Here is a 26,843-nt window from a genome sequence, read left to right as displayed (position 1 = left end):
AACCCTTATGAACTTTGCTCTTACTGACGATCAGATTGCCATACGCTCAGCCATTGAAGAAATCTGTCGGGATTTCGACGATGACTATTGGCTCAAGCGTGACAGGGATGGGGGGTTTCCTCACGAGTTCCATGCGGCCATGGCTAATGCCGGATGGCTCGGGATAGCGATGCCGGAACAATTCGGTGGCGCAGGGCTGGGCATTACCGAGGCGGCGCTGATGATGGAGACCGTTGCGGCCTCGGGCGGAGGTCTATCGGCGGCATCAGCTATACATATGAACGTGTTCGGTCTTCATCCAGTCGTTGTCCATGGCACGGATGAACAGAAAGCGCGGTGGCTGCCATCGATCATCGACGGACATCACAAAGCGTGCTTCGGGGTGACGGAGCCAAATACGGGCCTGAATACACTCAAGCTGAAAACGGCGGCTGTTCGTCAAGGTGATCGCTACATTGTGAATGGTCAGAAGGTCTGGATTTCGACCGCCCAGGTCGCCGATAAGATCATGCTTCTTGCGCGCACGACCCCCGCTGATGAAGCGGCGGCGGCAACACATGGGCTGAGCCTTTTCTATACGGATTTGGACCGTAGCAAAGTCGAAGTGCGAGAAATCGAGAAGCTTGGCAGAAAGGCCGTGGATTCAAATCAGCTGTTTATCGACGGACTGGAGATTCCGGTGGAGGATCGTATTGGCGAGGAGGGGCGGGGATTTGAGTATGTCCTGCACGGCCTCAATCCAGAGCGCATCCTTGTCGCAGCAGAGGCGACCGGTTTGGGCAAGGCCGCGCTGCGCCGGGCGTCGACATACGCAGCGGAGCGCGTCGTCTTCGACCGCCCTATCGGCATGAATCAGGGCATCCAGCATCCTTTGGCCGAGCGCTGGGTGGATCTCGAGGCAGCAACCCTTCTATATCAACGCGCGTCGTTTCTCTACGACGAAGGACGATCCTGCGGGGCGGAAGCGAACGCAGCGAAGTTTTTCTGTGCGGAGGCGGGGTTTCGGGCCTGTGAGACCGCCGTATTGACGCATGGCGGTATGGGGTACGCAAAGGAATATCACGTTGAGAGATATTTCCGCGAAGCAATGTTGCCTCGTATTGCTCCGATCTCGATTCAGTTAGCACTCAGCTTTATCGGGGAAAAGGTCCTCGGATTGCCGAAGTCTTACTAACCGTCGAGTCGTTCATCTATATCGCTTCCCATTCGACCGGCGGCGAGCCGCTCTCGCGGCTCGATCAGTGTTGATGCATTTTCACCAACGAAAACGGAAACGGAGACACAATGCACATCGGAGTGCCTGCCGAGACGCATGCGCGCGAAACACGCGTCGCCGCAACGCCCGAAACGGTTAGGAAGTTCGTGGCGCAAGGCCATAGGGTCACTATTGGTAGCGGCGCAGGAACAACCGCCAACTTTCAAGATGAGGCGTTTGCTGCTGCTGGTGCGGAAATCGTTGATGCAGCTACAGCTTTCAGTGGCGACCTGGTTCTCAAAGTCCAGTCGCCGACCGAGTCGGAACTGTCCTGGCTCAAGCGCGGCGCGGTTTTGATCGGCATGTTGGATCCATTTAACGCCGAAAGTGCGCAAAAGCTTGCTGCAGCCGGCGTGACCGCCTTCGCTCTCGAAGCGGCGCCGCGTACAACGCGCGCGCAAAGCCTGGATGTGCTGTCGTCGCAGGCAAACATTGCGGGCTACAAGGCAGTGCTCGTCGCCGCGTCGTTGTATTCGCGCTTCGTGCCGATGCTAATGACGGCGGCGGGCACCGTGAAGGCTGCGCGCATGCTGATTCTCGGCGCAGGCGTCGCGGGCTTGCAGGCGATCGCGACTGCAAAGCGGCTGGGGGCGGTGATCGAAGCGTCCGACGTACGCCCGGCGGTCAAGGAGCAGATCGAATCGCTCGGTGCGAAATTCCTCGACGTCCCGTACGAAACCGACGAAGAGCGGGAGGCTGCTCAAGGCGTAGGCGGCTATGCCCGGCCGATGCCGCAGTCTTGGCTGACGCGGCAGGCTGAACTGGTGCATGAGCGTGCGAAGCAAGCCGACATTGTGATCACCACGGCGCTGATCCCCGGGCGCCCCGCGCCCACCCTGATCTCCGTGGAGACTGTCCAGTCGATGAAGCCAGGCTCGGTGCTCGTCGATCTCGCGGCTGGCCGCGGGCCGGACATCGACGGAAGGAAGGGAGGCAACTGCCCGCTGACGGTCGCCGATCAAGTGATCGTGCACAACGGCGTGACCATCGCCGGCTACACGAACCTCGCATCGATGGTCGCATCGGACGCCTCCTCGCTGTATGCGCGCAACGTGCTCGATTTCACAAGGCTGATCATCTCGAAGGAAGGCGCGCTGACCGTCGACCTGACAGACGACATTGTCGCCGCGACGCTGCTCTGCCGCGACGGCGAAGTGACCCGCAAATAACGGAGGAGACCATGGAAGTCATCAATCACACGGTGATCAACTTGATCATCTTCGTCCTGGCGGTGTACGTCGGCTACCACGTGGTGTGGAACGTCACGCCTGCGCTGCATACGCCGCTGATGGCCGTGACGAACGCGATCTCCGCAATTGTGATCGTCGGCGCAATGCTCGCGGCGGCGCTCACCGTCGGTGCGGCCGGCAAGGCCTTCGGCACGCTCGCGGTCACTCTCGCGGCCGTCAACGTGTTCGGTGGTTTCCTCGTGACGAGGCGCATGTTGGAGATGTTCCGCAAGAAGGAGCCCAAGCGTGTCGAGCGCGGCGAGGAGGGCGCGCGATGAGCATGAACATTGTCACGTTGCTGTACCTTATCGCGTCCGTGTGCTTCATTCAGGCGCTCAAGGGCCTGTCGAATCCGCGGAGCGCGCGGCGCGGCAACGTTTTCGGGATGGCGGGGATGACCATCGCCATCCTCACGACGGTCGCACTGATCGTCAAGCAGGCGGCCTGGCTCGGCGCGAATCTCCCGCTCGGCATAGCGCTCGTGCTCGGCGCGCTCGTGGTCGGCGGCGGGGTTGGCGCGTTCGTCGCCGCGCGAGTCGAGATGACGAAGATGCCGGAACTCGTCGCGGCGATGCACTCGCTGATCGGTCTCGCGGCGGTTTGCATTGCGTATGCGGTGGTGTCGGAGCCGGAAGCGTTCGGGCTCGTGCCGCGGGACGCCATCGCATTGAACTTCATCCCGTACGGCAACCGGGTCGAACTGTTCATCGGCACCTTCGTAGGCGCGATCACGTTCTCCGGGTCCGTGATTGCGTTCGGCAAGCTATCGGGTAAGTACAAGTTCAGGCTGTTCCAGGGCGCGCCGGTCGTCTATGCGGGCCAGCACCTAATCAATCTGATGCTCGCGCTCGCGATGCTCGGCTTCGGCATCCTGTTCTTCATCACGCAGTCGTGGCTGCCGTTCGTCATCATGACGGCGATCGCATTCGTGCTCGGCGTACTGATCATCATCCCGATCGGCGGGGCGGACATGCCGGTGGTCGTGTCCATGCTGAACTCATACTCAGGGTGGGCCGCGGCTGGCATCGGCTTCTCGCTGAACAACGCGATGCTGATCATCGCCGGGTCGCTCGTCGGCTCGTCGGGTGCGATCCTCTCGTACATCATGTGCCACGCTATGAACCGGTCATTCTTCAACGTGATCCTCGGCGGCTTCGGTGGCGACGCGGCCGCTGGCGGAGCGGCCGCTGCGCAGGAGCAACGCCCGGTGAAATCGGGCTCGGCGGACGACGCGGCGTTCATGCTCGGCAACGCGGAATCGGTCGTCATCGTGCCGGGCTATGGTCTTGCCGTCGCCCGCGCGCAGCACGCCCTGAAGGAATTGACGGACAAGCTGATCGAGAAAGGCATTGACGTGCGCTATGCGATCCACCCGGTCGCGGGGCGAATGCCGGGGCACATGAACGTGTTGCTCGCGGAAGCTGAAGTGCCGTACGAGATTGTGCTCGAGATGGAGGACATCAACGGCGAATTCGGTCAAGTGGACGTGGTGCTGGTGCTCGGGGCGAACGACGTCGTGAACCCGGCCGCGAAGAACGATCCGCAATCGCCGATCGCGGGCATGCCGATCATCGAGGCGTACAAGGCGCGCACGGTGATCGTCAACAAGCGTTCGATGGCGGCGGGCTATGCGGGCCTCGACAATGATCTCTTCTATATGGACAAGACGATGATGGTCTTCGGCGACGCCAAAAAGACCATCGAGGAAATGGTCAAGGCGGTAGCTTGACCCTACGACCCATATCGAGTCCGCGCAGTAACACGCTAACCATGGAGTGAGGAAGGCATAATGCCTAGCGACACGCTTGTCGACCAATACGGCCCACGCGATTCAATGGAATACGACATCGTGATCGTCGGCGGCGGCCCAGCCGGTCTTTCGGCCGCGATCCGGTTCAAGCAGTTAGCCGCTGATAGTGGAACCGAGATCGCCGTGTGCGTGCTGGAAAAGGGATCCGAGATTGGCGCCCACATTCTGTCGGGGGCCGTAATGGATCCGCGCGCGATCGCCGAGCTGTTCCCCGACTGGAAGGAACGGGGCGCGCCGCTCACCGTCGAAGTGACGGAGGACCGCTTCCTGTTCCTGTCCGAGAAGAGCGCGGTCGCGACGCCAAACTGGGCGCTGCCCGGCAACTTCAAGAATCATGGCAACTACGTAATCTCGCTGGGCAACGTCACGCGCTGGCTTGGGCAACAGGCCGAGGCGCTCGGCGTCGAGATTTTCCCCGGCTTCCCGGCCGCCGAAATTCTCTACAACGATGACGGCTCCGTGAAGGGCGTTGCGACTGGCAATATGGGTGTGGCCAAGGACGGTGAGCCGCTCGATAACTTCCAGCTCGGCATGGAGCTACACGCAAAGTACACGCTGTTCGCCGAAGGCTGCCGCGGCCATCTCGGTCGTCAGTTGATCTCGAAGTTCGAACTCGACGCGAACGCCGATCCGCAGGCATACGGGATCGGCATCAAGGAATTGTGGGAAGTCGATCCCGCGAAGCACAAGCCGGGCCTCGTGATCCACACGGCCGGCTGGCCGCTCAAGTCGGATACGTATGGCGGCTCGTTCCTGTATCACATGGACAGCAACCAAGTGGTGGTCGGCTTTGTGGTCGGTCTCGGCTACACGAATCCGTACCTGTCGCCGTTCGAGGAGTTCCAGCGCTACAAGACGCACCCGTCGATCCGTGCGTTCCTCGAAGGCGGCAAGCGTGTGTCGTACGGCGCGCGAGCGATCACGGCCGGCGGCCTTTTGTCGTTGCCCAAGCTCGTATTCCCTGGCGGTGCGTTGCTTGGCGACGAGGCAGGCTTTCTAAACGCATCGCGCATCAAGGGCAGTCATGCGGCGATCAAGACGGGGATGCTGGCTGCCGAAGCCGCGTTCGCCGCGGTTCGCACCGGCCGCCGGGCGGACGAACTGAGCGCATACCCCGACGCATTCATGCAGTCCTGGCTGTATCGGGAGCTGTATCGCGCGCGCAACTTCAAGCAGTGGATGGCGAAGGGACTGTATCTTGGCACGCTTATGGTCGGGCTCGAGCAGAAGGTGATGCGCGGTAACGTGCCGTGGACGCTACATCACAAGCATGCGGATCACGAGATGCTGAAGCCGGCTTCGCAGTGCGAGCCGATCGCTTACCCGAAGCCCGATGGCAAGCTGACATTCGACCGCCTATCCTCGGTGTTTATCTCTAACACGAACCACGGGGAGAACCAACCGTCGCACCTGACGCTCAGGGACGCGAGTGTGCCCGTAAATGTAAACCTGCGAATATACGCGGGGCCAGAGAGCCGGTTTTGCCCGGCGGGCGTGTATGAATTCGTAAAGAACGACGACGGCAGCGACCGGCTGGTGATCAACGCCCAGAACTGCGTGCATTGCAAGACCTGCGACATTAAAGACCCGACGCAGAACATCGTGTGGGTTCCACCCGAAGGCGGCGGCGGGCCGAATTATCCCAATCTATGATCTCAGTGGGGCCGAACAGTGAACGCCATCCACATCCGATCGGGTCCGTAGGCGGCGTAATTATCTATCCAGTGCAGGCTGTCGGCGCCACGCGACATGCGCAAATCGGTCAGCCGTCGGGTCAGGGTTTGAAACGCGAGGCGCAGTTCGCCGCGCGCAAGCTGATTGCCGACGCATAGGTGGATGCCGGCACCAAAGCTCAGATGACTCGCACTGTTCGGGCGATCCAGGTTGACGTCCGCCGGACAGCCGAATTGGCGTGGGTCGCGGTTCGCTGCGCCGAACCGTACCTCGACCATCGAGCCGGCAGGAATGGTCACACCCCCAATCTCGACATCGATAAGCGCTCGCCGAAACAGTGTCTGCAGGGGTGCGGTCACACGCAACGTCTCTTCGACGAACGCACGCGCCCGATCGGGGTTTAGGTGGATTTCATCGACGAGTTCAGGGCGCTCGATCAGCGTCTTCATGCCAAGCGCGAGGGTCGTCGTGGTCGTCTCGTTGCCCGCGACCAAGATCTGCAAGATCAAGCTCTGCAACTCGCGCATGTCGAGCCGACGCCCATCGGTGTCGAGGTTTGCCAGACGGCTCAGGAGCTTGTCGTCGGGCGTCGCGCGCACACGTTCGATTTGGCGTGCCATGTATTGCTGCATTTCAATCAACTCGCGCGCGAGATCGACCTGTTGTTCTGGCGTGAGCAGCGGGTCAAGGCTTTGCATGGCGACGTCCGACCACCGCTTGAATCGCTCCCGGTCTTCGCGTGCCACGCCCAACTGCTCGGCAATCACGTACATGGGTAGCGGCACTGCGAACGCGTCGAGGAAGTCAATCTCGAACTGGCCTGCGAAGCCGTCGATCAGCTCGTCAATGAGCTCCTGAATTCGGGGCTCCAGGCTCGCTACCTTCTGCGTCGTGAAGACCTTATCGACGAGTGTGCGATAGGTGCGATGGCCTGGCGGGTCGTTCGACACCAGCGTGTTCATGGGCAGCCAACCTTCCGTCTCGAACAGACGGTTGGCTTCCAATGCCCAACGATCGCCCATCACCCCCGTGTTGTTGCTCAGCGCAGCGACATTCAGCATCGCTTTGCGCACGTCGTCGTACCGCGTGAGGATATAGTGGCCGGACTTCGGATCGCGGTACACCGGCTGCTCTTCGCGCAGACGGTCATACGCCGCAAACGGGCATGCATAGACTTCACGGTCGGCGAAGCTGATCGGCGGGTTACTGGCTTCGATGCTCATTATTTCTCCTTGCACCCGAGCTTCGGGCGATGGGTCACGCAGGCCTCGTCGAATGGCGCGGGCCTCGTCTGGTCGGCCTTCAATTCGGCCGTTACAAAAATGTCAAGAGCGCGTCGTTATGGACGCCGATGACTTCAACTCCGTTGCATGTCAGCGTGCGCGCTCGTCCACCGGCAGCTCAGATCAGCTGGCCGTAGGCGAGCGCTTCGCCCGCCGCGGCCCGCACCGTGCGGTCTTAGTTTGCGGCGGTGTGAACGTCTGCCGCTGCAGTCAGGCCAGCCAGTCTGCCGAAAATTAATGCATTGGCGATACCAATCCCCCCACCGACGTAGCGGCGTCCCATGGTGCATCCAAGCACTTCGCCTCCCGCGTAGAGGCCAGGAACCGATCGACCATTCGCGTCCAGCACCCTGCCGAAATTGTCGATATCCAGTCCGGCGTGGCATGAGACGATGGTCGAAGCCCGAATCTCCAGTGCATAGAACGGCGGGGTCCGGAACGAGTACATCTTTTTCGTCTTCTTGAAAAACTCGGGATCATCGCCCGTTTCAGCGTATTCGTTGTAGCGATCTAGCGAAGCGCGTAGAGCCTCAGCGGAGATATCTGCGCGGTGCGCGAGTTCTTCGATCGAGTCGGCCACTTTCACTCTGCCGGTTTCCACGTGCCTGCGGATGACATTGACGCGCCAGCTTTCCGATCCAGGATCATTGATGTAGTGTTTCACCACATTCTCGTCGGCGCAGGCCTCGGCAAGTGCCGGCTCGTCGAAAATCGCGAAACATCGCATTTCAGGCTGTTCGTTCACCAGGTAGCCCGAGACCGCATAGGAAGCATCCTCCGCAATGAAACGGCGACCGTCGCGATTGACGACCATCGCCCAGTCGGGAAGAAACGCTTCAGTATCCTTGACGAAATTCGGGCTACATACGAGTAAGCCGTTGTCAATTCCGGTAACATTGGCGCCCGCGCTCTCGCCGAGCTTGATACCGTCGCCCATATTGAACGGCACCTTTTCATAGAAGGAATACACACGGCTGCCGTGGGCCGCGGCGGTCGGCCAAAGCCGTTTGATCATCTCTGAGTTGTTTCCAAATCCGCCCGTGGTGACGATGACTGCCTTTGCACGCAATTCCGTTCCTGCAGCGCGAACCCCGCACACGCGCCCCCCCTCGACGATCAGTTCAGAAACTCGCGACCCCAGCGCCACTTCCACGCCGTTCGCGCCCGCATCGTTGGCAAGCGACTGTACGATGCCAATTCCTGCGCCAATGCTTTGATGTCCACGCGGGCACCCGCCCACACCGGATTCCACAACGGCGCTTGGCGGGAACTCATTGCCAAGTTCAATCAACCAGTCGATGATGGAAGCGCCACCCTCGCACATGATTTTTGCGAGCGCGGGCCGTATTGACCATTGATTAAGGGACATCATGTACTGGAACATCGCCTCCGGTGAGTCGACAATGCCGGCATCCCGTTGGACACGGGTACCCGCCGCATAAACAACGCCGCCCGCAAGCGCGGTGGCGCCTCCCAGCATCTTGTCGGCTTCCAGGATCATCACGGACGCACCATTCCTTGCCGCATGGCACGCCGCGGACAATCCGGCACCTCCACCACCGATCACAATCACGTCAAAGTCAATTGCCACAGTCGGTTACCTCGTTTAGGTATTTGTGAAGTGCAGCTCAATTCAAAAGGGATCTGCGGGCGGGGCTCGAGTTCTACCTCAGTCGGGGTGTTGGTTCATCGTGGCTCCGGATCAGCGGTTTTACGGGCTCGGAAAAAAGGAGTAGTGGAAAGCCGCGAGCATCTGTTCACACCGGTGTAGCGGGCGCTTGCTTGAGGGGCAGGGAAGCGTCCGCCAGCAGGGCCGGCTCGATCTTTGCGCCATTGGCGACCAACGCGCGCCCTTGCACGAAGTCGCGAGCGGCATTGACGCAGTCGAGCGCGATCACTCGCCCGCGCCGCAGGTAGACAACCGAGAAGCTCCGTGTCGACATGTCGCCGCGGACCACGGTCTGGTCGTAGTCCGTCGACAACCCCACGGTCTGCAACTTCAAGTCGAATTGGTTCGACCAGAACCACGGCACCGCGTGGTATGGACGTGGATCGCCGACGATCGTGCGCGCCGCTGTGGTGGCCATGTCCACCGCGTTCTGAACCGATTCGAGACGAACGTGAGCGCCGTCGGCGAACGAGTTCGGGTGGAGCGCGCAGTCACCAACGGCCAGGACGTCGAGCAGACTGCTGCACGCGAACGCGTCGACTGTGACGCCGTTGGACCCCGCGGCGCCAGCCGCGATCAGGGGCTCGACGGCAGGGTCGATGCCGATGCCCACCACTACCATCTCCGCAGGTAATACGCTGCCATCGGCGAGCCTGACACCGGTGGCCCGGCCGTCGCATGTCTCGACGGCATCGACCATCGCGCCGAGCTTAACGACGACGCCTCGCGCGCGATGTTCAGCCTCATAGAACCGTGACAGCGCTTCACCGGCCACGCGTGCCAGCACCCTTTCGCGGGCCTCTAGCACGGAGACCGACTTGCCTTTCGCCACCAGCGCCGCGGCTACTTCCAGGCCGATGTAACCGCCACCGACGATGACGACATGCTGAACGCCGGTCATTGCGCGCTGGATTTCGTCCGCATCGGCACGCGTGCGCAGACCATGGACACCCTTGGCCTCCGCGCCCGGGCAGTTCAGAGGGCGTGGCCGTCCACCGCAGGCCCATACCAGCCGACCGTAACCGAAGGTCTCGCCGCCCGCCGTCCGCACAGTGTGTGCGGCAGGGTCGACGACGACGACACGATGGCCGCTCAATACCTGCACATTGCGTTCAACCCAGAACGATGCCGGACGGATCAGCAGCCGGTCGAATGGCTTTTCTCCGCTGAGGAATTCCTTCGAAAGCGGGGGCCGCTCATAGGGCAGTTCGGGCTCGTCACCGAGCAGGGCGATGCTGCCGTCGAAACCCTGCTGGCGCAGCGCCAGTGCCGTGTGGGCACCGGCATGGCCCGCCCCCACGATCAGCGCGTCATACGAACGGCCCATGTCACGCCTCCTCGGCGATAGTCACGCGTAAGCCATCCAGCGCCTCGGTGAACGGAATCTGACACGACAGGCGAGATGTCGCGTCGCGTGATCGGGCACTGTCGAGCAGATCGCTCTCTTCGCCGCTCATCGGCGGCAGCCGGTCTGCAAACGCCAGATCGATGTGCACATGGCAGGTTGCACACGAGCAACACCCACCACACATCGCGAGCATTTCGTCGATGCCATGATCGCGTATCAGTTCCATGACTGAACGGCCATCACCGGCCTCGATGACCGACTCGGCGCGATTGCGCTGGATCACGACGAGGCGGGCCATCAGGCGCGCCTCACCGGTTGAGCGTCTGGACAGACGCCGAACCGCTTTGGGCGGCCGGGTAGAACTTGGCTGGCTAATGGCGTCATTGGCATCGTGTCTCCTAGCCCGCGCAACTGTGAGCGCATCTGGTTATAAATCGTACCGTACAGTACGATATGGTATCGTACATAGCGAGCGGGCCGATTGTCAAGGTGGCGCATAGCAAGCCGAGCTCGCGGCGCGATGGTGAAAAGGAGACGGGAACAGTGGCGATCAGAAACTTGAAGAAACGACAAGCGATCCTGCAGGCGGCGTACCAGTTATTCCGTGCAAACGGCTTCGAGAGGACCTCGATATCTGCGATAGTGGCCGTCGTCGGTGGGTCCAAGGGGACGATCTATGCCCACTTCGGATCAAAGGAGAAGCTTTTCGTCGATTGCATGTTCTCCGTACCCGAGTACTCGATGGCCCGCATGCTCGAAGGCCTGCGCGCCGAAAGCAACGATCTGGACGCGCAGTTGCGGGAGTTCGGCGAATCCTTTCTCCGCCTAGCGTGCACTTCAGAGGTAGTCTCGGTTCGGCGCCTGATGATCAGCGAGGCGCAGCGCGGCGGCGTTGGCCGGATGTTCTACGAAAGATTCCAGACTTTTCAGCAGGAACTCGCGTCCTTCGTTTCGAGGTGGATGGCACACGGGCGGTTGCTCCGAGCCGACGCGCACATTGCCGCCACGCAGCTGCGCCTGCTCCTCGAGGCGGAGGTGATCGACCCGCTGCTGCTATGTGCGACCGACGGCCCGATTGCCGACGTCGATGTCCGGCGCATGTCCAGCCGTGCCATCGACACGTTCTTGCGCGCCTACGCACCGAAAGCTGTACAGACTACCGAACCGGCGCCCCAAGGCGCCCCGGCTCAGTTCGCGCCCGGTGGCTGATGCTGATACAGGCGTTCGCGCAACTCGCGTCGAATCAGCTTGCCCGTTGGCGAACGGGGCAACTGATGCACGAATTCGAAGCGGGCCGGAGCCTTGATGCGGCCCAGCCGCGCCTCGCACCACGCCGGCAGATCGCGTCGAAGCGCGTGCTCGTCGTCTCCGGCCACGGCGACAACGAACGCGACAGGACGTTCGCCGAACTTCTCGTCCTCGGTGCCGATTACGCCCACGTCTGCCACGCCCACCATTTCCAGCAGTGCGGCTTCGATCTCCTGTGGATAGATATTCACGCCACCGGAGATGATCACGTCGTCCATGCGGTCGGTCAGGTATAGATAGCCTTCCGCGTCGAGGTAGCCGATGTCGCCAAGCGTCTGGTAGCCCTGCGGGCTCGTTCGATCCGCCGTCTTGTTCGGATCTCCGAAGTATTCGAACGGTGTCACGCCAGAGAAGTAGATGCGTCCCGTGCAACCTGGTGCCAGCTCGCGGAATTCTTCGTCCAACACGTGCGGCACGCCCTTGACGGTGCGCCCGACCGAGCTTGGATGGGTCAGCCACTCCTGCGTGCTGATCATCGTAAGGCCCACGCCTTCCGAGCCCGAATAGTATTCGACCAGGATCGGCCCCCACCAGTCGATCATCGCGCGTTTCACTTGCGGTGGACACGGCGCGGCCGCATGCAGCGCCACGCGGTGCAAGGGCGACCGGAAGTCCCGGCGTGCTGATTCAGGCAGTTGCAACAAGCGCTGGAACATAGCAGGCACCCATTGCGAGTGCGTGATGTGCTGCGTCGCGAGCAGCTGGAGCGCCTCGGCCGCATCGAACTTGCGCATACCGATTACGCAGCCGCCCGCAGCGGTAACCGCCAGTGCCGCCCGTAATGGGGCTGCGTGATAAAGCGGCGCCGTGGACAGATAACGCACGCCGTGGTCGAAGCCGAAGAGCGGAATCAGGTCGGCCGCAAAGGTCGGGGTTGCCCGTTGATCGGCCGGCGGTAGAGGACGCCAGACGCCCTTTGGCGCCCCCGTGGTGCCTGACGTGTAGAGCATCAAGGCGCCAGGTGCTTCACCGACTCGCGGTAACTCGCTTTGGTCTGCCATGTCCTCGCTCAGCGATCGGAAGCCCGGCACCGCATCACCGTGCCAGAACCAGTGCGCCACCGCAGCGCAGTGCGCAGGCAGTTTCGCCACATGGGTTTGCACCGATCGGTCGGCAACCACCAGACGGGCTCTGCAATTTGTGATGATGGCGGCCGCATCGGGCAGCGCGAGCGTGGTGGCAATCGGCGTGTAATACAGACCGCTGCGCCAGGCGGCCCAAGCCATGACCAGCGTGAACGGCGAGTTGGTCAGGCTGGCCGCGACATGGTCGCCACGCTTCAGCCCTAGGGCGTCGAAAAGCCGCGCCAACTGATTTGCCTGAAATTCCAGCTCGGCATAGGTGAGCACGGTATCGCCGATCTGAACGGCAATTTGCTCGGGGTGGCGCTGTGCCCAATGGCGTAGATCATAGATCATGGCGGTAAATTGTAATGGAGAGGGGGCTGCGCCACGTCAGGCCGATCCTAGGCGATCGCGATGCACACCGCCCCCCCGTGCGAGGTCAGCTCAGGTACTGATTCAGTTTGGCCAGGTATTGCCGGATGCGACTTTCCGCCCCACGCAGCCGATCGCCTCGTAGCTGCTCCATCGCACGCCTCGCTAGTAGCGGTCTGCGAAGCTTCATTGCCTGCAAGAGGCGGACAGTGTCACATATTTCTCAGGGATCGCGGCGAAACGCTAGGAATCTACAATATGGTATTGTACGATACGATTATCGCTATCGCGCAACCGATGCTTTATAAGGCGCCGGCGGATCGAATGGGATGGTGCTGACTTTGGGCGAGGTGTCGTGCGGACCTCGATTCGCTCGAATCTGCGCCGCCCTTTTTCTGAACAAACGGTAAGTGAGGGCACTGATGAGCATGGGACGTCTGGCTGGAAAGGTCGCGATTGTCACGGGCGGTGCGTCGGGGATGGGCGCTGCCACAGTAAAACGATTTCGAGCCGAAGGTGCGGAAGTGTTTGTGGCCGATATTCAGGAAGATCTTGGCGGCGAAGTGGCCAAGGAAACGGGGGCGACCTTCGCGCGCCTCGACGTTGCGAGCAATGAGGACTGGATAAGCCTGGCTGCTCAGGTGGAGAAACGCTTTGGGCGCCTTGACGTTCTATTCAACAACGCGGGAGTTGTAGGCGGCGAGAACACCGTGGATCGAATCGATCTCGCTGTATGGAATCGTCTAATTTCGATCAATCAGACTGGGGTGTTGCTCGGTTGCCACCACGCCGTCAAGTTGATGCGCCGGAATCCGGGGGGGTCTTGCGGTTCTATCATCAACACGGCGTCTACCGTGTCATACGTGGCGTTGAGTCATGACATCGCGTACAGCGCGACTAAGGCAGCGGTGCGGAATCTCACGAAGTCCGTCGCTGTTTGGTGTGCTCAGGCCAAGACAAACATTCGGTGTAATTCCATTCATCCTGGGCCCATCGACACGGCTATTTTTTCGCATGCCGTGCCCGCGGGGACCGATATGGCCCCGATCATGAAGGCGCTGAACGCGATGGCCCCCGTGGGGCGCATGGGTCGGCCCGAGGAGATTGCCGCGGCTGCAGTCTTTTTTGCGTCGGACGAAGCACCGTTCGTCACAGGCGCCGAATTGGTCGTCGACGGGGGCATGATGTCGGTGCATCCCGACCTTCCGCGAGAATAACCGTCGTTCAGCGACGCGTCGATAGGGGCAGGCCTGATGGCCTGTTCGCGTCTCGCGATGGGCGGGGGCCCACACAATGACCATTGTCGTCACTGATTTCATCAAGGCGCCTATCGAGCGAGTGTGGATGATCGTCGCCGACTTTGGCGGGCTCAAGCGGTGGCACCCGGAAGTCATACGGTGCGAGACCGTTGGCCACGGTGTGGGCGCCTTACGGACGGTGCACTTCCATGACTGGTGGGCGACCGAGCGGCTTGAGCGACTGGACGGTCTCGAGCACGTCATCAAGTACACGGTCGTCGAATGCAGTCTGGTGGCGAACATTGGCGTAAAGGGTTGCATTACGCTGACACCCCTTAGCGCGGAATCCACTCGCATCGACTGGGTGGCCGGCTTGGATGCTCGTAGTGAACATGCCGCGGATGTCAACATGGCGCTCAAGGCCTACTATCCCACCCGCATTGGTCATCTGAAGGCAGCGCTTGGCTTGCTCGGCTAGATTCAACGACGTCATGCGATGCGGCTATCGCCCTACGTGTGAGCGGGCTCTCATCTCGTAGTCCCGTATCGGCGCCAGTCCAACGGTAGGACATTCAGCGATCGATTTTTGTCGCGCGTACACAAGGAACGAAATGGATCTCGGTATTCGAGGGCGAAAAGCGATTATCAACGGGGGGAGCGCCGGGCTTGGTCTGGGAACAGCCTATGCGCTGGCTCGCGAAGGCGTCGACCTTTTCATCTCGGCTCGTAACGAAGCAAGGTTGAACGATGCCTGCGAAGCGATCCGTCGCTCCACCGGCGCGAAGGTTGTAGCTGTAGTCGCAGACCACGCGACGACGGAAGGCCGAGCGCGAATTCTAGCTCGCTGCCCGGAGCCGGATATCCTCGTTGGCACCTGCTCGCCACCGCCCTACATTGAGGATTTTCGCTCGATCTCGGAACATGACTGGCGTCGCAATTTCGAGCTCACAATCATTTCTCCGGTCGAGTTCATGCGATGTGTGGTAGACGGCATGGCTGAACGCAAGTGGGGGCGCATCTTGAACATTGCTACAGCAGCGGCCAAGTTCCCCCACCCTTGGCGAATCTTGTCGGGCGCACCGCGGTCCGCATTGACTAATTACTCTGTTGCGGTGGCTCGACAGGTTGCTCAGTACAACGTCACCATAAACACGCTGCTTCCTGCGATGCACGATACAGACGGGATTCGAGCTATCTACGGTGCTAAGGCAGCCGAAAACGGCACGGATGTGGATTGGGAGATAGCCGAGGCAGTGCGATCGATACCGATCCCTGCGGGCAGGTTTGGTTCGGCGGACGACTTTGGTTGCATCGCGGCGATGTTTTGCGCTGAGCAAAGCAATTACATCACCGGGCAAAGCCTGGTTATCGATGGCGGTGTGACGAATTCTGTGTTCTGACGCGCTCGTCGCGTCAAAGACGACTTCACTGCTGGGCTAGCATTAGCCAGCGAGGCCGGGATGCGGTGGCGACCGCATGGGCGGATTTTCCGTTATTCAATGGACGAGGAGAGTAACCGTGAGCAAGCGTGACGTAGTGGTCCTTTCGGCGGTCCGGTCGGCAATCGGAAGTTTCGGCGGATCTCTCGCCGACATGGAGCCTCCCGAGCTTGCCGGCATCGTAATGAAGGAAGCCGTCGCGCGCTCCGGTGTCGACCCGCTTGCGGTCAACTACGTGACGGTAGGCAATACGATTCCCACCGACAGCCGATTCGCCTACGTGGCCCGCGTGGCGGCCATCAACGCGGGACTCCCGATGGATTCCGTTGCGATGTCAGTTAATCGGCTTTGCTCCTCCGGCCTCCAGGCAGTTGTGACGAGTGCCCAGAGCGTGTTGCTCGGTGACTGTGACTTCGGCATCGGCGGCGGCGTCGAGGTGATGAGTCGCGGCGGCTATTTATCCACCGCGATGCGCTCGGGCGCGCGCATGGGGGACACGAAACTAGTCGACACGATGGTCGCCACGTTGACCGATCCGTTCGGCGTGGGTCATATGGGTATCACGGCCGAGAACCTGGCGGCCAAATGGAGCATAACGCGTGAACAGCAGGACATGCTGGCCGTTGAGTCGCATCGTCGTGCGGCACGGGCAATCGCGGAAGGGCGGTTTGAATCGCAGATCGTTCCCATCGTTAAGAGAACAAAAAAGGGGGAAACGATTTTCGACACCGACGAGCACGTGAAACCGAACACGTCGCTGGATATCCTTGCCGCGATGAAACCGGCGTTCAAAAAGGACGGGTCGGTTACCGCGGGCAACGCCTCGGGCATCAACGACGGAGCGGCCTTTCTCGTCATTGCTGATTCCGCGGCGGCGGCCGCGGCCGGCCACAAGCCGATCGCCAGGCTGGTGTCTTACGCTGTGGCTGGGGTGCCCAACGACGTTATGGGCGAAGGCCCGATTCCCGCTACGCGGCTGGCGCTGAAAAGGAGCGGACTTGAGCTCCATCAGATGGACGTGATCGAGAGCAATGAAGCTTTTGCCGCGCAGGCTATTGCGGTGGCACGCGCGCTGGAACTCGACATGGAAAAGACAAATCCGAATGGGGGTGCCATCGCGTTGGGTCACCCCATCGGCTGCTCTGGGGCTTTCCTTGCCACCAAGGCGATCCACGAGCTGCATCGCACTGGCGGCCGATACGCGCTAGTCACGATGTGCGTCGGTGGGGGGCAGGGAATCGCGGCCATCTTCGAACGTGTGTAGGGCTCAAGAGGAGACGGAATCCGAACTACGCGCGACGACGTCGCGCTGAGTGCTGACCAGCCCTTGCTCACGGTAACAGATGACGAGGCGATGGGGTCATCAGAACGCGTATATCGATGCACTTGCCTTGATAATAGATGCATGGTTCCTCGGGTAGGGCGGGCCGAGAGAAGACCGCGAAACAGACGGCGCTTACAATACCTGCCGCCACAATCATCACAATTGCTCGAGTGCGTCGCTTCATTGCAGTCTCCTCCTGGCTTTTCCGGAGTTTCACAATCTTTGCGTCCTGTCCTTCGCGTATGCGGGATGGGATGATCCGAACCGTGCAGGGTGACGGTTTGCCGCGTTCCTTGCGGTAAGCGCTTATCCCTCGGAGGCGGAAACTGGGATCACCTTGCTGCTGATTGAATCGCTCGGACCGGCGTGGGCTGCGCTGGCCGCAATCCGCTCTTCCGGCGCCGTACCGTAGATGGTGGTCCGCTGTCGAGGCAGCCGACCCGCGGACGTGATGAGCGCCGACAGCGCTGCAGGCGTCATCTCCTGGCCGTGGACGGCACCAGCGCTGCGGGTGATCGACTCATTCATGAGCGTGCCGCCCATATCGTTCACACCCGCCCGGAGTGCGGCCTGTGCACCGAGCGGCCCCATCTTGACCCACGATGTCTGAATGTTCCCAACGTGCGGATGGAGCACGAGTCGCGATACGGCATGCATGAGCAACGCTTCGCGAAACGTCGGGCCCTTGCGCGATCTGCCTTTGCGATAGATCGGCGATTCCATGTGGACAAACGCAAGCGGGACGAATTCGGTGATGCCCCCGGTGTCGGCCGCGAGGTTCCGCAGCCGGAGAAGATGGCGGGCCCAGTGTTCCAGCCGCTCGATGTGGCCGAACATGATCGTGGCTGTGCTCTTTAGGCCCAGACTATGAGCAACGGACATCACTTCCAACCATTGATCCGTCTTCAGTTTGTCGGGACAAAGCGTAGCCCGCACTTCGTCGTCAAGGATCTCTGCGGCCGTCCCCGGGAGCGTGCCGAGGCCGGTATGCTTCAAGCGCGACAAATATTCTTTGAGCGGCAGGCCGAGCGTTTGAGCACCTTGCCAGATCTCGAGTGGCGAGAAAGCGTGAACGTGAATGTCGGGCGCGGCCGCTTTGACGGTCTTAAGAATCGAGAGGTAGCTTTCCCCCGTATACGACGGATGAATGCCGCCTTGCAGACAAACCTCCGTCGCGCCTCGTTCCCATGCTTCGCGAACGCGATTGCCGATCTCGGCTTGATCGAGGTCATATCCGGCGCCGCGGTGGGCGCGTTGGCCTTTGGAGAACGCACAGAATTGACAGTGGAAGTAACAGATATTGGTGTAGTTGATGTTGCGCGTGACCACGTAGCTCACCGTATCGCCGCAGTGGGCTCGCCGCAATTGATCTGCCGCGTGGCAGACGTGTGCAAAGTCCTCGCCCCGTGCCTGGAACAGTCGGATCACATCTTGCTCGCCTAGCGCGCCTCCATTGGCTGCGCGCCGGACGATCTCGTCCAGATCCGGGCTGACCAGTGCACGATCGGCTTCGCGCAAGTAAGAGAGGTCGGCGGCCGGCGGGGGCACCTGGCCTCCCGCCACCCAATCGTCAATACGCGCAAAACCCTCGGTGTCGATCTTGCGGAGCACGGCGGTACGCAGTCCTTCGTCGACCCAACGGGCGATGTCAGCGGCGAATCGAGGGTAGATAGTCAACCGCTCTTGCAGGTACTTGCCGCTCGCCAGTGTTTCCCGGGTCAGCTCTTCGAGATGAGGCCAAGGGGCTTCGGGATTGACGAAATCCGCAGTCAAAGGCGACACGCCGCCCCAGTCGTTGATGCCGGCTTCCAACAGTGTGCGCAGCACGCCTGGGGAAAGATTGGGAGGCGCTTGGATCCCCATGTCCGAGCCGAAAATGATCCGGGCGACTGCGATCGTCCAGCACAATTCATCGAGGCTTGGCTCGCTGGTACCGGCCATCGGAGTGCCTGGTTTCGCTCGGAAATTTTGAACGATGACTTCCTGTAGATTGCCGTGGCGAGCGTGTATCTCGCGTAACGCTAGCAGCGCTTCGACGCGCTCGCGCCGGGTTTCTCCGATACCTATGAGAATCCCGGAAGTCATGGGCACGTTTTGCCGTCCTGCAGCCTCGAGCGTGGCGAGCCGCGCGGCGGGGATTTTGTCGGGACTACCGAAATGGGGCATCCCACGCTGGCAGAGCCGATCGGACGCGGATTCCAGCATGATGCCCATCGAAGGCGCCACGCGGCGTAGCTTGGTGATCTCCTCATCGGAGAGACAGCCGGCGTTGACATGCGGAAGCAGTCCGGTCTCCCTGAACACCGCTGCGGCAACGTGCACCACGTAGTCAATGGTCGTTTCGAAGCCCAGCTTATCTAATGCTTCCCGCGCAGCGGGATAACGCAGTTCCGGTTTTTCTCCAAGGGTGAACAGCGCTTCGTTGCATCCCATGCGGGCGCCTGCACGGGCTGTCTCGAGCATCTCGTCGAGCGTCAGGTATGCTGTATGGACGGATGGAGACTGCCGTGAAAAGGTGCAGTAGTGGCAGACGTCCCTGCAAAGCCGCGTGACCGGCAAGAACACCTTACGGGAATAGGTGACAACATTACGCGCGCCACGGTCGCGAATTTCCGTCGCCGCGGCCAACAGCAGTGGCATGTCATCGCAGGCGGCGAGCATGAGCGCCTCCCTTGCGGACGGCAGAGCCCCGCTCGCGGCGGCGCGAATCAAAGATTGAATATCGGTCATGGTGCGGCCTCGATTTCATTCCCGAATACCGGGGTGGCGATTTTGGCGAGAAATGCGGCAGTGTGTGGACTGCACGCGTTCGTTCGTGCAGCGGCCCTGAGTATCTCGAGATCGTCTGCGGTGTCCACGTCGAGCGCGGTAGCAGGCATCTCAACGTTGGCGACGACGCGATGCTGCCGAACGCATTCGTCGACGTGCAGAGCATGACTATTTGTCCCGTAGTGGTAAGTGAATGCGTCTGGCCGCTCAGCTAGACAAATATTGGTACCGCCATCGCGCGAACGGGCAAGCACGACGCGCCCCTTGCCGCTGAGATTGCTCCAGGTACCGAGCACACGTGTGAGGGCACTTGCAGTCAGCAGCGGCAGGTCGGCATGCACGACCAGCAGCGCGGTCGCGCCTCTTGCGGCCGCGACTCGCGCGGCGCCGGCGATCGCGGCATTCAATCCCGGTGCCCCAGCGACGGTCCTTTCGTCAAGCCAGACCGCGCCGTTGCGGGCTGCCAGTTGCTGAACCGCAGGCGAATCCGACAGCACGCAAACGTGCTCAGCAACCTTCGCGCTTTGCAGGGCGGAGATCACGTCTTCGGACATGGCGCGAGCGAGTTCGGCGCGGGCGGCGGAACTCAGGGTGGCCGCCAGCCGACTCTTCGCCATGGCAAAGTCTTTGACGGGCACGACGGCCCAAATCACGTCAGCGCGAGAGCTCATGGGAATATGCGATCACGGACCGTGCGAGACGCAGTTTGTCGTCGTCGTTGTTCATCAATGTCGGCATAGCCTCGCACGCGAGGCCCAGCTCGCGAATGCGAGCGACCTCATCACTGTCCGTCTCGTCGACGATGAAGGCGGTGACGAGATCGCGGTAGTGCTTTGCTACGGCAAGCGACGAGATCGGCAGTCCGAGCTCGCTCATCATCTTTGCAGCGGGGCCCTTGACGGCCTTGCCGCCGATGATGGGTGACACCGCGACGATAGGTGTGTGGATGGACCGCAGCGCTTCCTCGATGCCGGGAATGGCTAGCATGGGGGCAATACTGACGAAGGGATTCGACGGGCAGAAGATCACCGCGCGAAGATGGGGGGAGTCAAGTCCGGCACGCAGCTCGGGATGCATGGCGGCGCTGTCCGCTCCAGCGAAGTGGAAACCCGTGACGCGAGGTTCGCAGCGACGACGTACGAAGTAGTCTTGAAAAGGCAGTTCGCCTTCCGCTGTATGGACGATGGTGCTCACAGGGTCGTCGGACATGGGCAACAAGCGCTGCGCAATGCCGAAGGCGGCGCACATCTCGGCTGTGACCTCGCTCAAGCGTGCCCCTTCGCGCAGCCGCTGAGTGCGATATAGATGCGTTGCGATGTCGCGGTCGCCGAGACGGAACCAGTCCGGGCCACCAAGCTCGGACAGTGCCTCCAGGCAGCTCCATGTCTCGCCCTCTACGCCCCAGCCCTGTGATCGATTCGCCCTGCCGCAAAGGGTATAGGTGATGGTATCGAGGTCCGGGCAAATATGTAGACCGAGGTGGTCGAAGTCGTCGGCTGTATTGGCGACTATAAGCAGTTCGTCGGGCGGTAGAGCGCGTGCAAGGCCGAGCGCGAGTTTTGCGCCTCCGACGCCGCCGGAGAACGCAATCGTGCTTATTTTCTTCATCGGAACAAGTCCTCACTCTTCGGGCGAATCAACGCCTTGCCGTCAGCGCGGCTGCAGCGGAAGCGAACGCCACGTGCGAGTACGACCGGCGTGCCTTCGTCGGCCTGCCCCATCAAGAGGGAGCCGGCGGCAGCTAATTCATCGACGATGGCAATTTGCGTCCGTTCAAGTTTGCGCCCAAACAGGTCGGGTTGGCCCACCATGTCGCGCACCGGCTCGATGCCCGCACACCCGATCGCGAAGCCCACGACGCCGTTGCGCCAAGCTCGTCCGGCTGAGTCGTTGATGATCACGGCAATATCGACGTTGCAGCGTGCGCGCACCGTATCGCGCAGAGCTTGAGCCGACATATCGGGATCTACCGGCAACAGCAGCACGCGCGGATCTTCATTGTCATCGGACGTGATGTTAGAGCGGTCAATGCCTGCGTTCGCGTGTACATACCCAAGCCGATGTTCGACGATGATCACGCCCGGCCGTTGGCGCACCACCTCACGCGATTCCTTCAAGATCAGCTCCACCACTCGTGGATCCTTCTGGGTAGTGGTGGCGAGTTCGAGGGCCGCGGCAGACGGCGTGATTTCCGACAGCCGTGCGTAGCGGCCCTCCGCTTTGGACACCACCTTTTGCGCGAGGATTACGACGTCGCCATTGCTCGGTTCAAGCCTGGCTCGCGCGTAGCCGTCTAATACGATCTGTGCGAGATCGTCTCCTGGCTCAATCGCGGGGATTTCCGGCAGTGCGGTTAGCGTCAATTGGGTCGGCACGGTTGACTCGCTTTGGTACGGTTTCCGCAGATAACGGTCGTGGGACGTGCCGGCTAAACACCCGTAATACGGATCCCGGCATGGCATTTGAACTGGCGATTGATCGTGATCAGCACCGATGTGAGGGCTTCCGCCGCCGCAGCGTTGTTGATCGGGCCGGCCTGGAAGCCGCGCATGCCGCATGCTTCGACAAGTTTCACGACCGCCGCCCGGGCCTCAGGGTCGTTGCCGCAGACGAGCACATCGCAGTTGAGATCGTGCCCCGACTGCAGGTGATCGGCCGCAACGTTCTGAAATGCCGATACCACGCGCACGGCATCGCCAAGAAAGGCCTGCGCGGCCTGGCCGGCGGAGCCGGACGGTGGCAACTGGACGGTGCCGACCTTGGGCGGCACGAGCGGTACTGTAACGTCGACCAGAATCTTGCCGTTGATATGTTCTTTGATAGCCGCTAACGTACCCTGCTGATGGCTGAACGGAACAGTCAGCACGACGATATCGGCAGCGTCGGCTGCGGCAACATTGTCCATGTCCGTCAAGTGCGCGCGAGCGACCCCTCGCTCGGCGAGAACGCTGCGCAGGCGGTTGCAAGCCGCTGCCGCCTTTTCACGATCGCGTGAACCGATGATCACTGGGTATCCTGCCTCGATCCATCGAAGCGCAAGCCCTGATCCGAGGTCACCGGTGCCACCAATGACGGCTAAAGAAGGTTTGGTTTCCATGCTTCAACTCCTGACATAGTCCGAGGGTTGACGCCGTCGTCTGCTGGCTCGCGTTTCTGACGAGCGGTGTTCAGCGCCGTTCGTTTTCCGTTACTCGAGGTGCCGAAGCAGGACATCGTCAGACATAAAGGTCTGCGTAGCCGTCGACATCACGTTGGCACGGCCTCTCCGTGGACAACGATCGAATCGGTCTCTGGGAAAGTGGGTCGCATATGCGAAACGACAGTGTGTCTCCGATGCAGGCTGCGCTGTAGCGGATCAACCGGATGCGACTACCCACACAAAAAACATAATGGCGCCCACGATGCTTCCGAGGAAGGCAAAGAAGTCCTGCTGTTCGCCGATTTTTTTGCCGATGGCGAGGCTCACGAATCCTCCGAGTGCGGTGACTCCGAAACAGACGAACAACGCCGCGCTCACGGAGATGACGAATTCCATCAGACCGTTCGAAGGATTGTCTGCCAGGTACCATCGGACGCCTGCACCCAAGATGCCCAAAGCAGCGAGGACACCATACAGCGGGGCGTCGCCATGTCGAAGTGTCATCTGCATCGTCTCCATCGATATAATTTATAAGCGCCGCCTTCGACTATTAACCGTACTACCTACTACAGTCGAGGTTGCCGAGGCACTTGCGATATGCACCTCAAGTTATGGACATGTGCATACCGTATGTACACATACAATACTGTCGGAGAACCATGACGTCAAGGCGATATTCGCTTGACGTTCCTGATGGTGGAGGAGCTTTGCGGGTGATTGATTGGCTGCGTACGAGGGGGCGTGGCCCGGGCTTTTGCAGCGTGCGACCGCCAATCGGCCATGTGAGCGACGTCTGAGACGGAGAGCGCCGAGGGAGAGCGTTGTGGCGGGACGTCGGAAATGCCTGCTAACATATGGTAAACACGTATGTCATGGTTTCCGTGAAGGGCTCGAACTTCGGCCCGGAACGGGGTAAGCGAACATTCAAGGATGACGGATGAACCAAAAGGCAGAGTTGCCGGCCCGCAAGAAGAAGACGAGCGCGCCGGCAAACAATAGCGTGCAGCAAAATCGGGAAGAAGGCGGCTGGGATCAGAGGCTCGGTTTTTTGATGCACGATGTCTCACGATTGCGCCGCACCGCCTACGACGGCTATATGAAGCCGCTGAATATTACGCGCTCGCAGTGGTGGGTGCTGATCTATCTCGCTCGCCACGACGGCATGATTCAAAGTGACCTGGCTAAGTTGCTAGAGTTGGGGAAGGCCGCTCTTGGGGGACTGATTGACCGGCTCGAGGCTTCTGGCCTGGTCCGCCGTGGCGCGGATGACGCTGATCGGCGCGCCAAGCGAATCTATTTGTCGCCTGCGGGCGCGAAACTGATTAAGGAAATGCAGGTACGCAGCGATCAGATGAACGAGCGTATTCTCGAAGGGTTGAGCGCTGAAGACCGCGAAAATCTGACGAACTTGCTAACCCGCGTTAAACGAAATCTGCAAGCTATCGTCCGCGACAATGAGTGACGCTCGGCCATTTCAGATCTCATTACAAGTTGCGATGCGTGAACGTCGGCGCCTCGCAAGGCCACGTCGAAGTGAGTCCAGAAAGCTCGCCGCGCGCGCTGAGCAAAGAAAAGCTTGAGGGTTAACGCGGAGATTTCCGCAATCGACGTGGCCTTCGGGCCGGCGTCGTTGTTATTCATGTCGGCGTTCCCAGTTCGCTCCTCAAGGACACTTTTAGCCAGGTTCGAACGTCTTTCTCAAGCAGTTCCAATCAACGGGGCTGGCCGGCATAAAGCGCCGAGGGCATGGACTCGCTCGGCCGCGCTCGAGCGGCTTCATTCGCGGCCTATCAAAAAGGTGCTGTCAGCCTAATCGAAGTCTCGCAGGCGGAGGAAAGCTTGTTGTGCACGTCCGATGGGCGGGTCCAGGCACAAGCGGAATCGGCTCGCGCGGCGGTCGCTGCGTTCAAGGCGCTCGGTGGCGGCTGACAACCGAATGAATCCATGACCGTAGCAACCCAGTAAGGACCGCGTACAACGCGCGTCGCCGAAAATACTACCCTGCTCGATCAAGACGCGTTCGCGATGCGACTGGGGGCAAGTACGTCCGACATGCCAAACAATGCCTTGCAGTTGGTATGGCATTGATATAGTATGCAAGCGAACTGTTATGCCGATGATCGGTGCTCGAGCCGTTCCCGGCCACTGCTACAGCGTGCGGCGAACATTGCGGAGGGGCCTTAGACATGGCCGGACTATGGTTTGACGAGTTTGAGGTTGGGCAAGTGTTCAGGCACGACGTGCGGAGGACTGTCACAGAGACGGACAACGTCATGTTCAGCGCAATGACTCATAATCCAGCGGCAATTCACTTGGATAGGGAATACGCGAGTACAACGGAGTTCGGCCGCCCGTTGATGAATAGCATCTTCACTCTGGGGCTTATGGTCGGCATTTCCGTCAGTGACACGACGTTAGGTACCACGGTTGCAAACCTCGGGTGGGACGAAGTCCGCTTCCCAAAGCCTCTCTTCGAGGGCGATACCGTTCGCGTCGAGACCGAAGTGCTTGATTTGCGCAAAAGCAACTCGCGTCCGGACAATGGAATCGTTGTCTTTCGGCACATGGCTTTCAATCAGCGGGAAGAGATCGTGGCCACCTGCAAGCGGTCAGCGTTGATGTACTGTCTGAGCGCGAAAAAGTCGTGATCGCGAGAAAGAAACAAAAATTGAGGCACAAATGATTGAAAGATCTCTTTTCTCGGCGGATCACGAAATATTTCGAGAGTCGGTGCGGAGGTTCATAGCGACTGAAATTGCTCCGTTTCATATGGAGTGGGAACGCCAAGGTATTGTCCCGCGTAGCATCTGGGAGGCCGCCGGTCGGGCAGGTCTGCTCGGGTGTTCAATCCCCGAGGAATACGGAGGGGCGGGGGGCGATCACCTCTTTGATTTTGTATTGGTCGAAGAACTTGCACGCGCGGGCGTTACCGGACCCGGTTTTGCAGTGCATAACGAGATGGTGATGCCCTACGTCCTGGCGTTCGGGACTGAAGAGCAAAAGCGCCACTGGCTGCCAAAGATGGTTAGGGGCGAGGCGATTGGCGCCCTAGGTCTCACAGAGCCGCACGCCGGCAGTGACCTGAAGAGTATCCGGACCCGCGCAGTACGCGACGGCGACTCATTCGTCATTTCGGGACAGAAGGTGTTTATCTCGAATGGCCAACTGTGCGATGTGATCGTGTTAGCAACGAAAACCGATCCAAAGGCCGATACAGGTGGCATCTCGCTGTTCATCGTTGAGGCCTTTCGCGAAGGGTTTAAGCGTGGCCGCCGGTTGGAAAAAATTGGCCTGAAGGCTCAGGATACCTCTGAGCTTTTTTTTGAGGATGTCCGTGTTCCGGCGACCAATCTGCTTGGACCTGAAAACGGCGGCTTCAAGTTGCTGATGAAAAATCTCGCTCAGGAGCGTCTCACCCAGGCTGTCCGCTCTGCGGCGGTGGTGGAGGCTGTTCTCGATTGGACTGTCGAGTATGTCGCCGATCGTAAGATGTTCAATCAGACTTTGGCAGAGTTTCAAAACACTCAGTTCAAGCTTGCCGACTTGAAGACGGAAGCCACCGTCGGACGGGTCTTCGTCGATCGTTGCATGGAGTTGTTCATGGCCGGCAAGTTGGATGGCACTGATGCTGCGATGGCCAAGCTGTGGCTTTCGAATCTCCACGGACGTGCCGTCGACGAATGTCTTCAGTTCTTCGGTGGCTGGGGTTACATGTGGGAGTATCCGATCGCGCGCGCGTTCGCGGACGCGCGCGTCACTCGGATCGCCGGCGGCTCGATAGAGGTTATGAAGCACATCATTGGCCGTAGTCTCTTCTCCGTCTCCAGTAAGAGCGCAAAGTGAAATCTCATCTAGCGAGCGGGTCAGATCTGCAGCAAGAGCCTGTAGGCGAATGCGCGGGCAAGGTTGCCGCGCTGCGTTC

24 protein-coding genes and 1 pseudogene are annotated in these 26,843 nt (G+C 60.5%); 14 read left to right on the top strand and 11 right to left on the bottom strand.

What is annotated here, in order from left to right; all coding sequences use genetic code 11:
• Nucleotides 1–7 precede the first annotated feature (7 nt).
• The 5 genes from AB4Y31_RS15700 (at nucleotide 8) to AB4Y31_RS15680 (ending at nucleotide 5,947) form a co-directional block, all read left to right on the top strand.
• Nucleotides 8–1,174 (top strand): acyl-CoA dehydrogenase family protein, encoded by a 1,167-nt coding sequence (locus tag AB4Y31_RS15700; protein ID WP_368674701.1) that lies wholly within the window; start codon nucleotides 8–10, stop codon nucleotides 1,172–1,174.
• Nucleotides 1,175–1,284: 110 nt separating this feature from the next.
• Nucleotides 1,285–2,424 (top strand): Re/Si-specific NAD(P)(+) transhydrogenase subunit alpha, encoded by a 1,140-nt coding sequence (locus AB4Y31_RS15695; RefSeq protein ID WP_368674700.1) that lies wholly within the window; start codon nucleotides 1,285–1,287, stop codon nucleotides 2,422–2,424.
• 11 nt (nucleotides 2,425–2,435) lie between these two features.
• Nucleotides 2,436–2,762 (top strand): NAD(P) transhydrogenase subunit alpha, encoded by a 327-nt coding sequence (locus AB4Y31_RS15690; RefSeq protein ID WP_368674699.1) that lies wholly within the window; start codon nucleotides 2,436–2,438, stop codon nucleotides 2,760–2,762.
• Nucleotides 2,759–4,213 carry an NAD(P)(+) transhydrogenase (Re/Si-specific) subunit beta gene (locus AB4Y31_RS15685; RefSeq protein WP_368674698.1) on the top strand — a complete coding sequence of 485 codons (1,455 nt, stop codon included), beginning with the start codon at nucleotides 2,759–2,761 and terminating at the stop codon, nucleotides 4,211–4,213. Before AB4Y31_RS15690 ends, AB4Y31_RS15685 begins: the two co-directional genes overlap by 4 nt.
• Before the next feature lie 60 nt (nucleotides 4,214–4,273).
• Nucleotides 4,274–5,947 (top strand): electron transfer flavoprotein-ubiquinone oxidoreductase, encoded by a 1,674-nt coding sequence (locus AB4Y31_RS15680; protein ID WP_368674697.1) that lies wholly within the window; start codon nucleotides 4,274–4,276, stop codon nucleotides 5,945–5,947.
• Between the two features lie 2 nt (nucleotides 5,948–5,949).
• Here the strand turns inward: AB4Y31_RS15680 and AB4Y31_RS15675 are convergent, their stop codons facing one another.
• The 4 genes from AB4Y31_RS15675 to AB4Y31_RS15660 form a co-directional block, all read right to left on the bottom strand.
• A complete protein-coding gene (locus AB4Y31_RS15675) occupies nucleotides 5,950–7,191 on the bottom strand; it encodes a cytochrome P450 (protein WP_368674696.1) in 1,242 nt (413 codons plus the stop codon).
• A gap of 235 nt (nucleotides 7,192–7,426) precedes the next feature.
• Entirely contained in the window at nucleotides 7,427–8,842 is a 1,416-nt protein-coding gene (locus tag AB4Y31_RS15670; RefSeq protein WP_368674695.1) for an FAD-dependent oxidoreductase, read from the bottom strand.
• Between the two features lie 166 nt (nucleotides 8,843–9,008).
• A complete protein-coding gene (locus tag AB4Y31_RS15665) occupies nucleotides 9,009–10,247 on the bottom strand; it encodes an NAD(P)/FAD-dependent oxidoreductase (protein ID WP_368674694.1) in 1,239 nt (412 codons plus the stop codon).
• A gap of 1 nt (nucleotide 10,248) precedes the next feature.
• Nucleotides 10,249–10,566 carry a 2Fe-2S iron-sulfur cluster-binding protein gene (locus tag AB4Y31_RS15660; protein WP_368674693.1) on the bottom strand — a complete coding sequence of 106 codons (318 nt, stop codon included), beginning with the start codon at nucleotides 10,564–10,566 and terminating at the stop codon, nucleotides 10,249–10,251.
• Nucleotides 10,567–10,757: 191 nt separating this feature from the next.
• Here AB4Y31_RS15660 and AB4Y31_RS15655 point away from each other — a divergent pair, with 191 nt between their 5' ends.
• A complete protein-coding gene (locus AB4Y31_RS15655) occupies nucleotides 10,758–11,477 on the top strand; it encodes a TetR/AcrR family transcriptional regulator (protein WP_368674692.1) in 720 nt (239 codons plus the stop codon).
• Here AB4Y31_RS15655 and AB4Y31_RS15650 read toward each other — a convergent pair.
• On the bottom strand, nucleotides 11,456–12,994 hold the full coding sequence (locus AB4Y31_RS15650; protein WP_368674691.1) for an AMP-binding protein: 1,539 nt from the start codon (nucleotides 12,992–12,994) through the stop codon (nucleotides 11,456–11,458). The two genes, AB4Y31_RS15655 and AB4Y31_RS15650, sit on opposite strands and share 22 nt — an antisense overlap.
• Nucleotides 12,995–13,434: 440 nt before the next feature.
• Between AB4Y31_RS15650 and AB4Y31_RS15645 the strand changes: the two genes are divergently transcribed.
• From AB4Y31_RS15645 to AB4Y31_RS15630, 4 genes are all read left to right on the top strand, one after another.
• Nucleotides 13,435–14,229 carry an SDR family NAD(P)-dependent oxidoreductase gene (locus AB4Y31_RS15645; RefSeq protein WP_368674690.1) on the top strand — a complete coding sequence of 265 codons (795 nt, stop codon included), beginning with the start codon at nucleotides 13,435–13,437 and terminating at the stop codon, nucleotides 14,227–14,229.
• 76 nt (nucleotides 14,230–14,305) lie between these two features.
• Nucleotides 14,306–14,728, top strand: coding sequence for an SRPBCC family protein (locus tag AB4Y31_RS15640; protein ID WP_368674689.1), 423 nt, complete (start codon nucleotides 14,306–14,308; stop codon nucleotides 14,726–14,728).
• A 133-nt stretch (nucleotides 14,729–14,861) separates the two neighbouring features.
• Complete coding sequence (locus tag AB4Y31_RS15635) at nucleotides 14,862–15,650, top strand: SDR family oxidoreductase (RefSeq protein ID WP_368674688.1); 789 nt, start codon at nucleotides 14,862–14,864, stop codon at nucleotides 15,648–15,650.
• A gap of 76 nt (nucleotides 15,651–15,726) precedes the next feature.
• The gene (locus tag AB4Y31_RS15630) at nucleotides 15,727–16,953 is read left to right on the top strand and encodes an acetyl-CoA C-acyltransferase family protein (RefSeq protein WP_368674687.1); all 1,227 of its coding nucleotides are present in this window, start codon (nucleotides 15,727–15,729) and stop codon (nucleotides 16,951–16,953) included.
• A 366-nt stretch (nucleotides 16,954–17,319) separates the two neighbouring features.
• On the opposite strand, the gene cofH is transcribed toward AB4Y31_RS15630, so the two are convergent.
• The 6 genes from cofH to AB4Y31_RS15600 all read right to left on the bottom strand — a co-directional run bounded on the left by cofH (nucleotide 17,320) and on the right by AB4Y31_RS15600 (nucleotide 23,431).
• Nucleotides 17,320–19,674 carry a 5-amino-6-(D-ribitylamino)uracil--L-tyrosine 4-hydroxyphenyl transferase CofH gene (cofH, locus tag AB4Y31_RS15625; protein WP_368674686.1) on the bottom strand — a complete coding sequence of 785 codons (2,355 nt, stop codon included), beginning with the start codon at nucleotides 19,672–19,674 and terminating at the stop codon, nucleotides 17,320–17,322.
• A gap of 65 nt (nucleotides 19,675–19,739) precedes the next feature.
• The gene (gene cofC, locus AB4Y31_RS15620) at nucleotides 19,740–20,453 is read right to left on the bottom strand and encodes a 2-phospho-L-lactate guanylyltransferase (RefSeq protein WP_368674685.1); all 714 of its coding nucleotides are present in this window, start codon (nucleotides 20,451–20,453) and stop codon (nucleotides 19,740–19,742) included.
• Nucleotides 20,437–21,390: a 2-phospho-L-lactate transferase gene (cofD, locus tag AB4Y31_RS15615; protein WP_368674684.1), complete on the bottom strand. Its 954-nt coding sequence runs from the start codon at nucleotides 21,388–21,390 to the stop codon at nucleotides 20,437–20,439. The genes cofC and cofD overlap by 17 nt, the downstream gene beginning before the upstream one ends.
• Nucleotides 21,387–22,157, bottom strand: coding sequence for a coenzyme F420-0:L-glutamate ligase (gene cofE / locus AB4Y31_RS15610; RefSeq protein WP_368674683.1), 771 nt, complete (start codon nucleotides 22,155–22,157; stop codon nucleotides 21,387–21,389). Before cofE ends, cofD begins: the two co-directional genes overlap by 4 nt.
• 53 nt (nucleotides 22,158–22,210) lie before the next feature.
• Nucleotides 22,211–22,879 (bottom strand): NADPH-dependent F420 reductase, encoded by a 669-nt coding sequence (gene npdG, locus AB4Y31_RS15605; RefSeq protein ID WP_368674682.1) that lies wholly within the window; start codon nucleotides 22,877–22,879, stop codon nucleotides 22,211–22,213.
• A 258-nt stretch (nucleotides 22,880–23,137) separates the two neighbouring features.
• Nucleotides 23,138–23,431 carry a hypothetical protein gene (locus AB4Y31_RS15600; RefSeq protein WP_146013332.1) on the bottom strand — a complete coding sequence of 98 codons (294 nt, stop codon included), beginning with the start codon at nucleotides 23,429–23,431 and terminating at the stop codon, nucleotides 23,138–23,140.
• A 427-nt stretch (nucleotides 23,432–23,858) separates the two neighbouring features.
• On the opposite strand from AB4Y31_RS15600, the gene AB4Y31_RS15595 reads away from it, so the two are divergent.
• From AB4Y31_RS15595 to AB4Y31_RS15580, 4 genes and pseudogenes are all read left to right on the top strand, one after another.
• Complete coding sequence (locus AB4Y31_RS15595) at nucleotides 23,859–24,383, top strand: MarR family winged helix-turn-helix transcriptional regulator (protein WP_018438495.1); 525 nt, start codon at nucleotides 23,859–23,861, stop codon at nucleotides 24,381–24,383.
• Nucleotides 24,384–24,658: 275 nt separating this feature from the next.
• A pseudogene (locus AB4Y31_RS15590) lies at nucleotides 24,659–24,850 on the top strand (TolC family protein); the annotation flags it as partial.
• A 257-nt stretch (nucleotides 24,851–25,107) separates the two neighbouring features.
• Nucleotides 25,108–25,569, top strand: coding sequence for a MaoC family dehydratase (locus AB4Y31_RS15585; protein WP_368674681.1), 462 nt, complete (start codon nucleotides 25,108–25,110; stop codon nucleotides 25,567–25,569).
• Between the two features lie 31 nt (nucleotides 25,570–25,600).
• Nucleotides 25,601–26,764 (top strand): acyl-CoA dehydrogenase family protein, encoded by a 1,164-nt coding sequence (locus AB4Y31_RS15580; RefSeq protein WP_368674680.1) that lies wholly within the window; start codon nucleotides 25,601–25,603, stop codon nucleotides 26,762–26,764.
• Nucleotides 26,765–26,843 lie beyond the last annotated feature (79 nt).

Source organism: Trinickia sp. EG282A (genome assembly GCF_040965455.1).
GTDB classification, from domain to species: domain Bacteria; phylum Pseudomonadota; class Gammaproteobacteria; order Burkholderiales; family Burkholderiaceae; genus Trinickia; species Trinickia symbiotica.
This window is presented reverse-complemented; position numbering and strand designations above follow the sequence as displayed.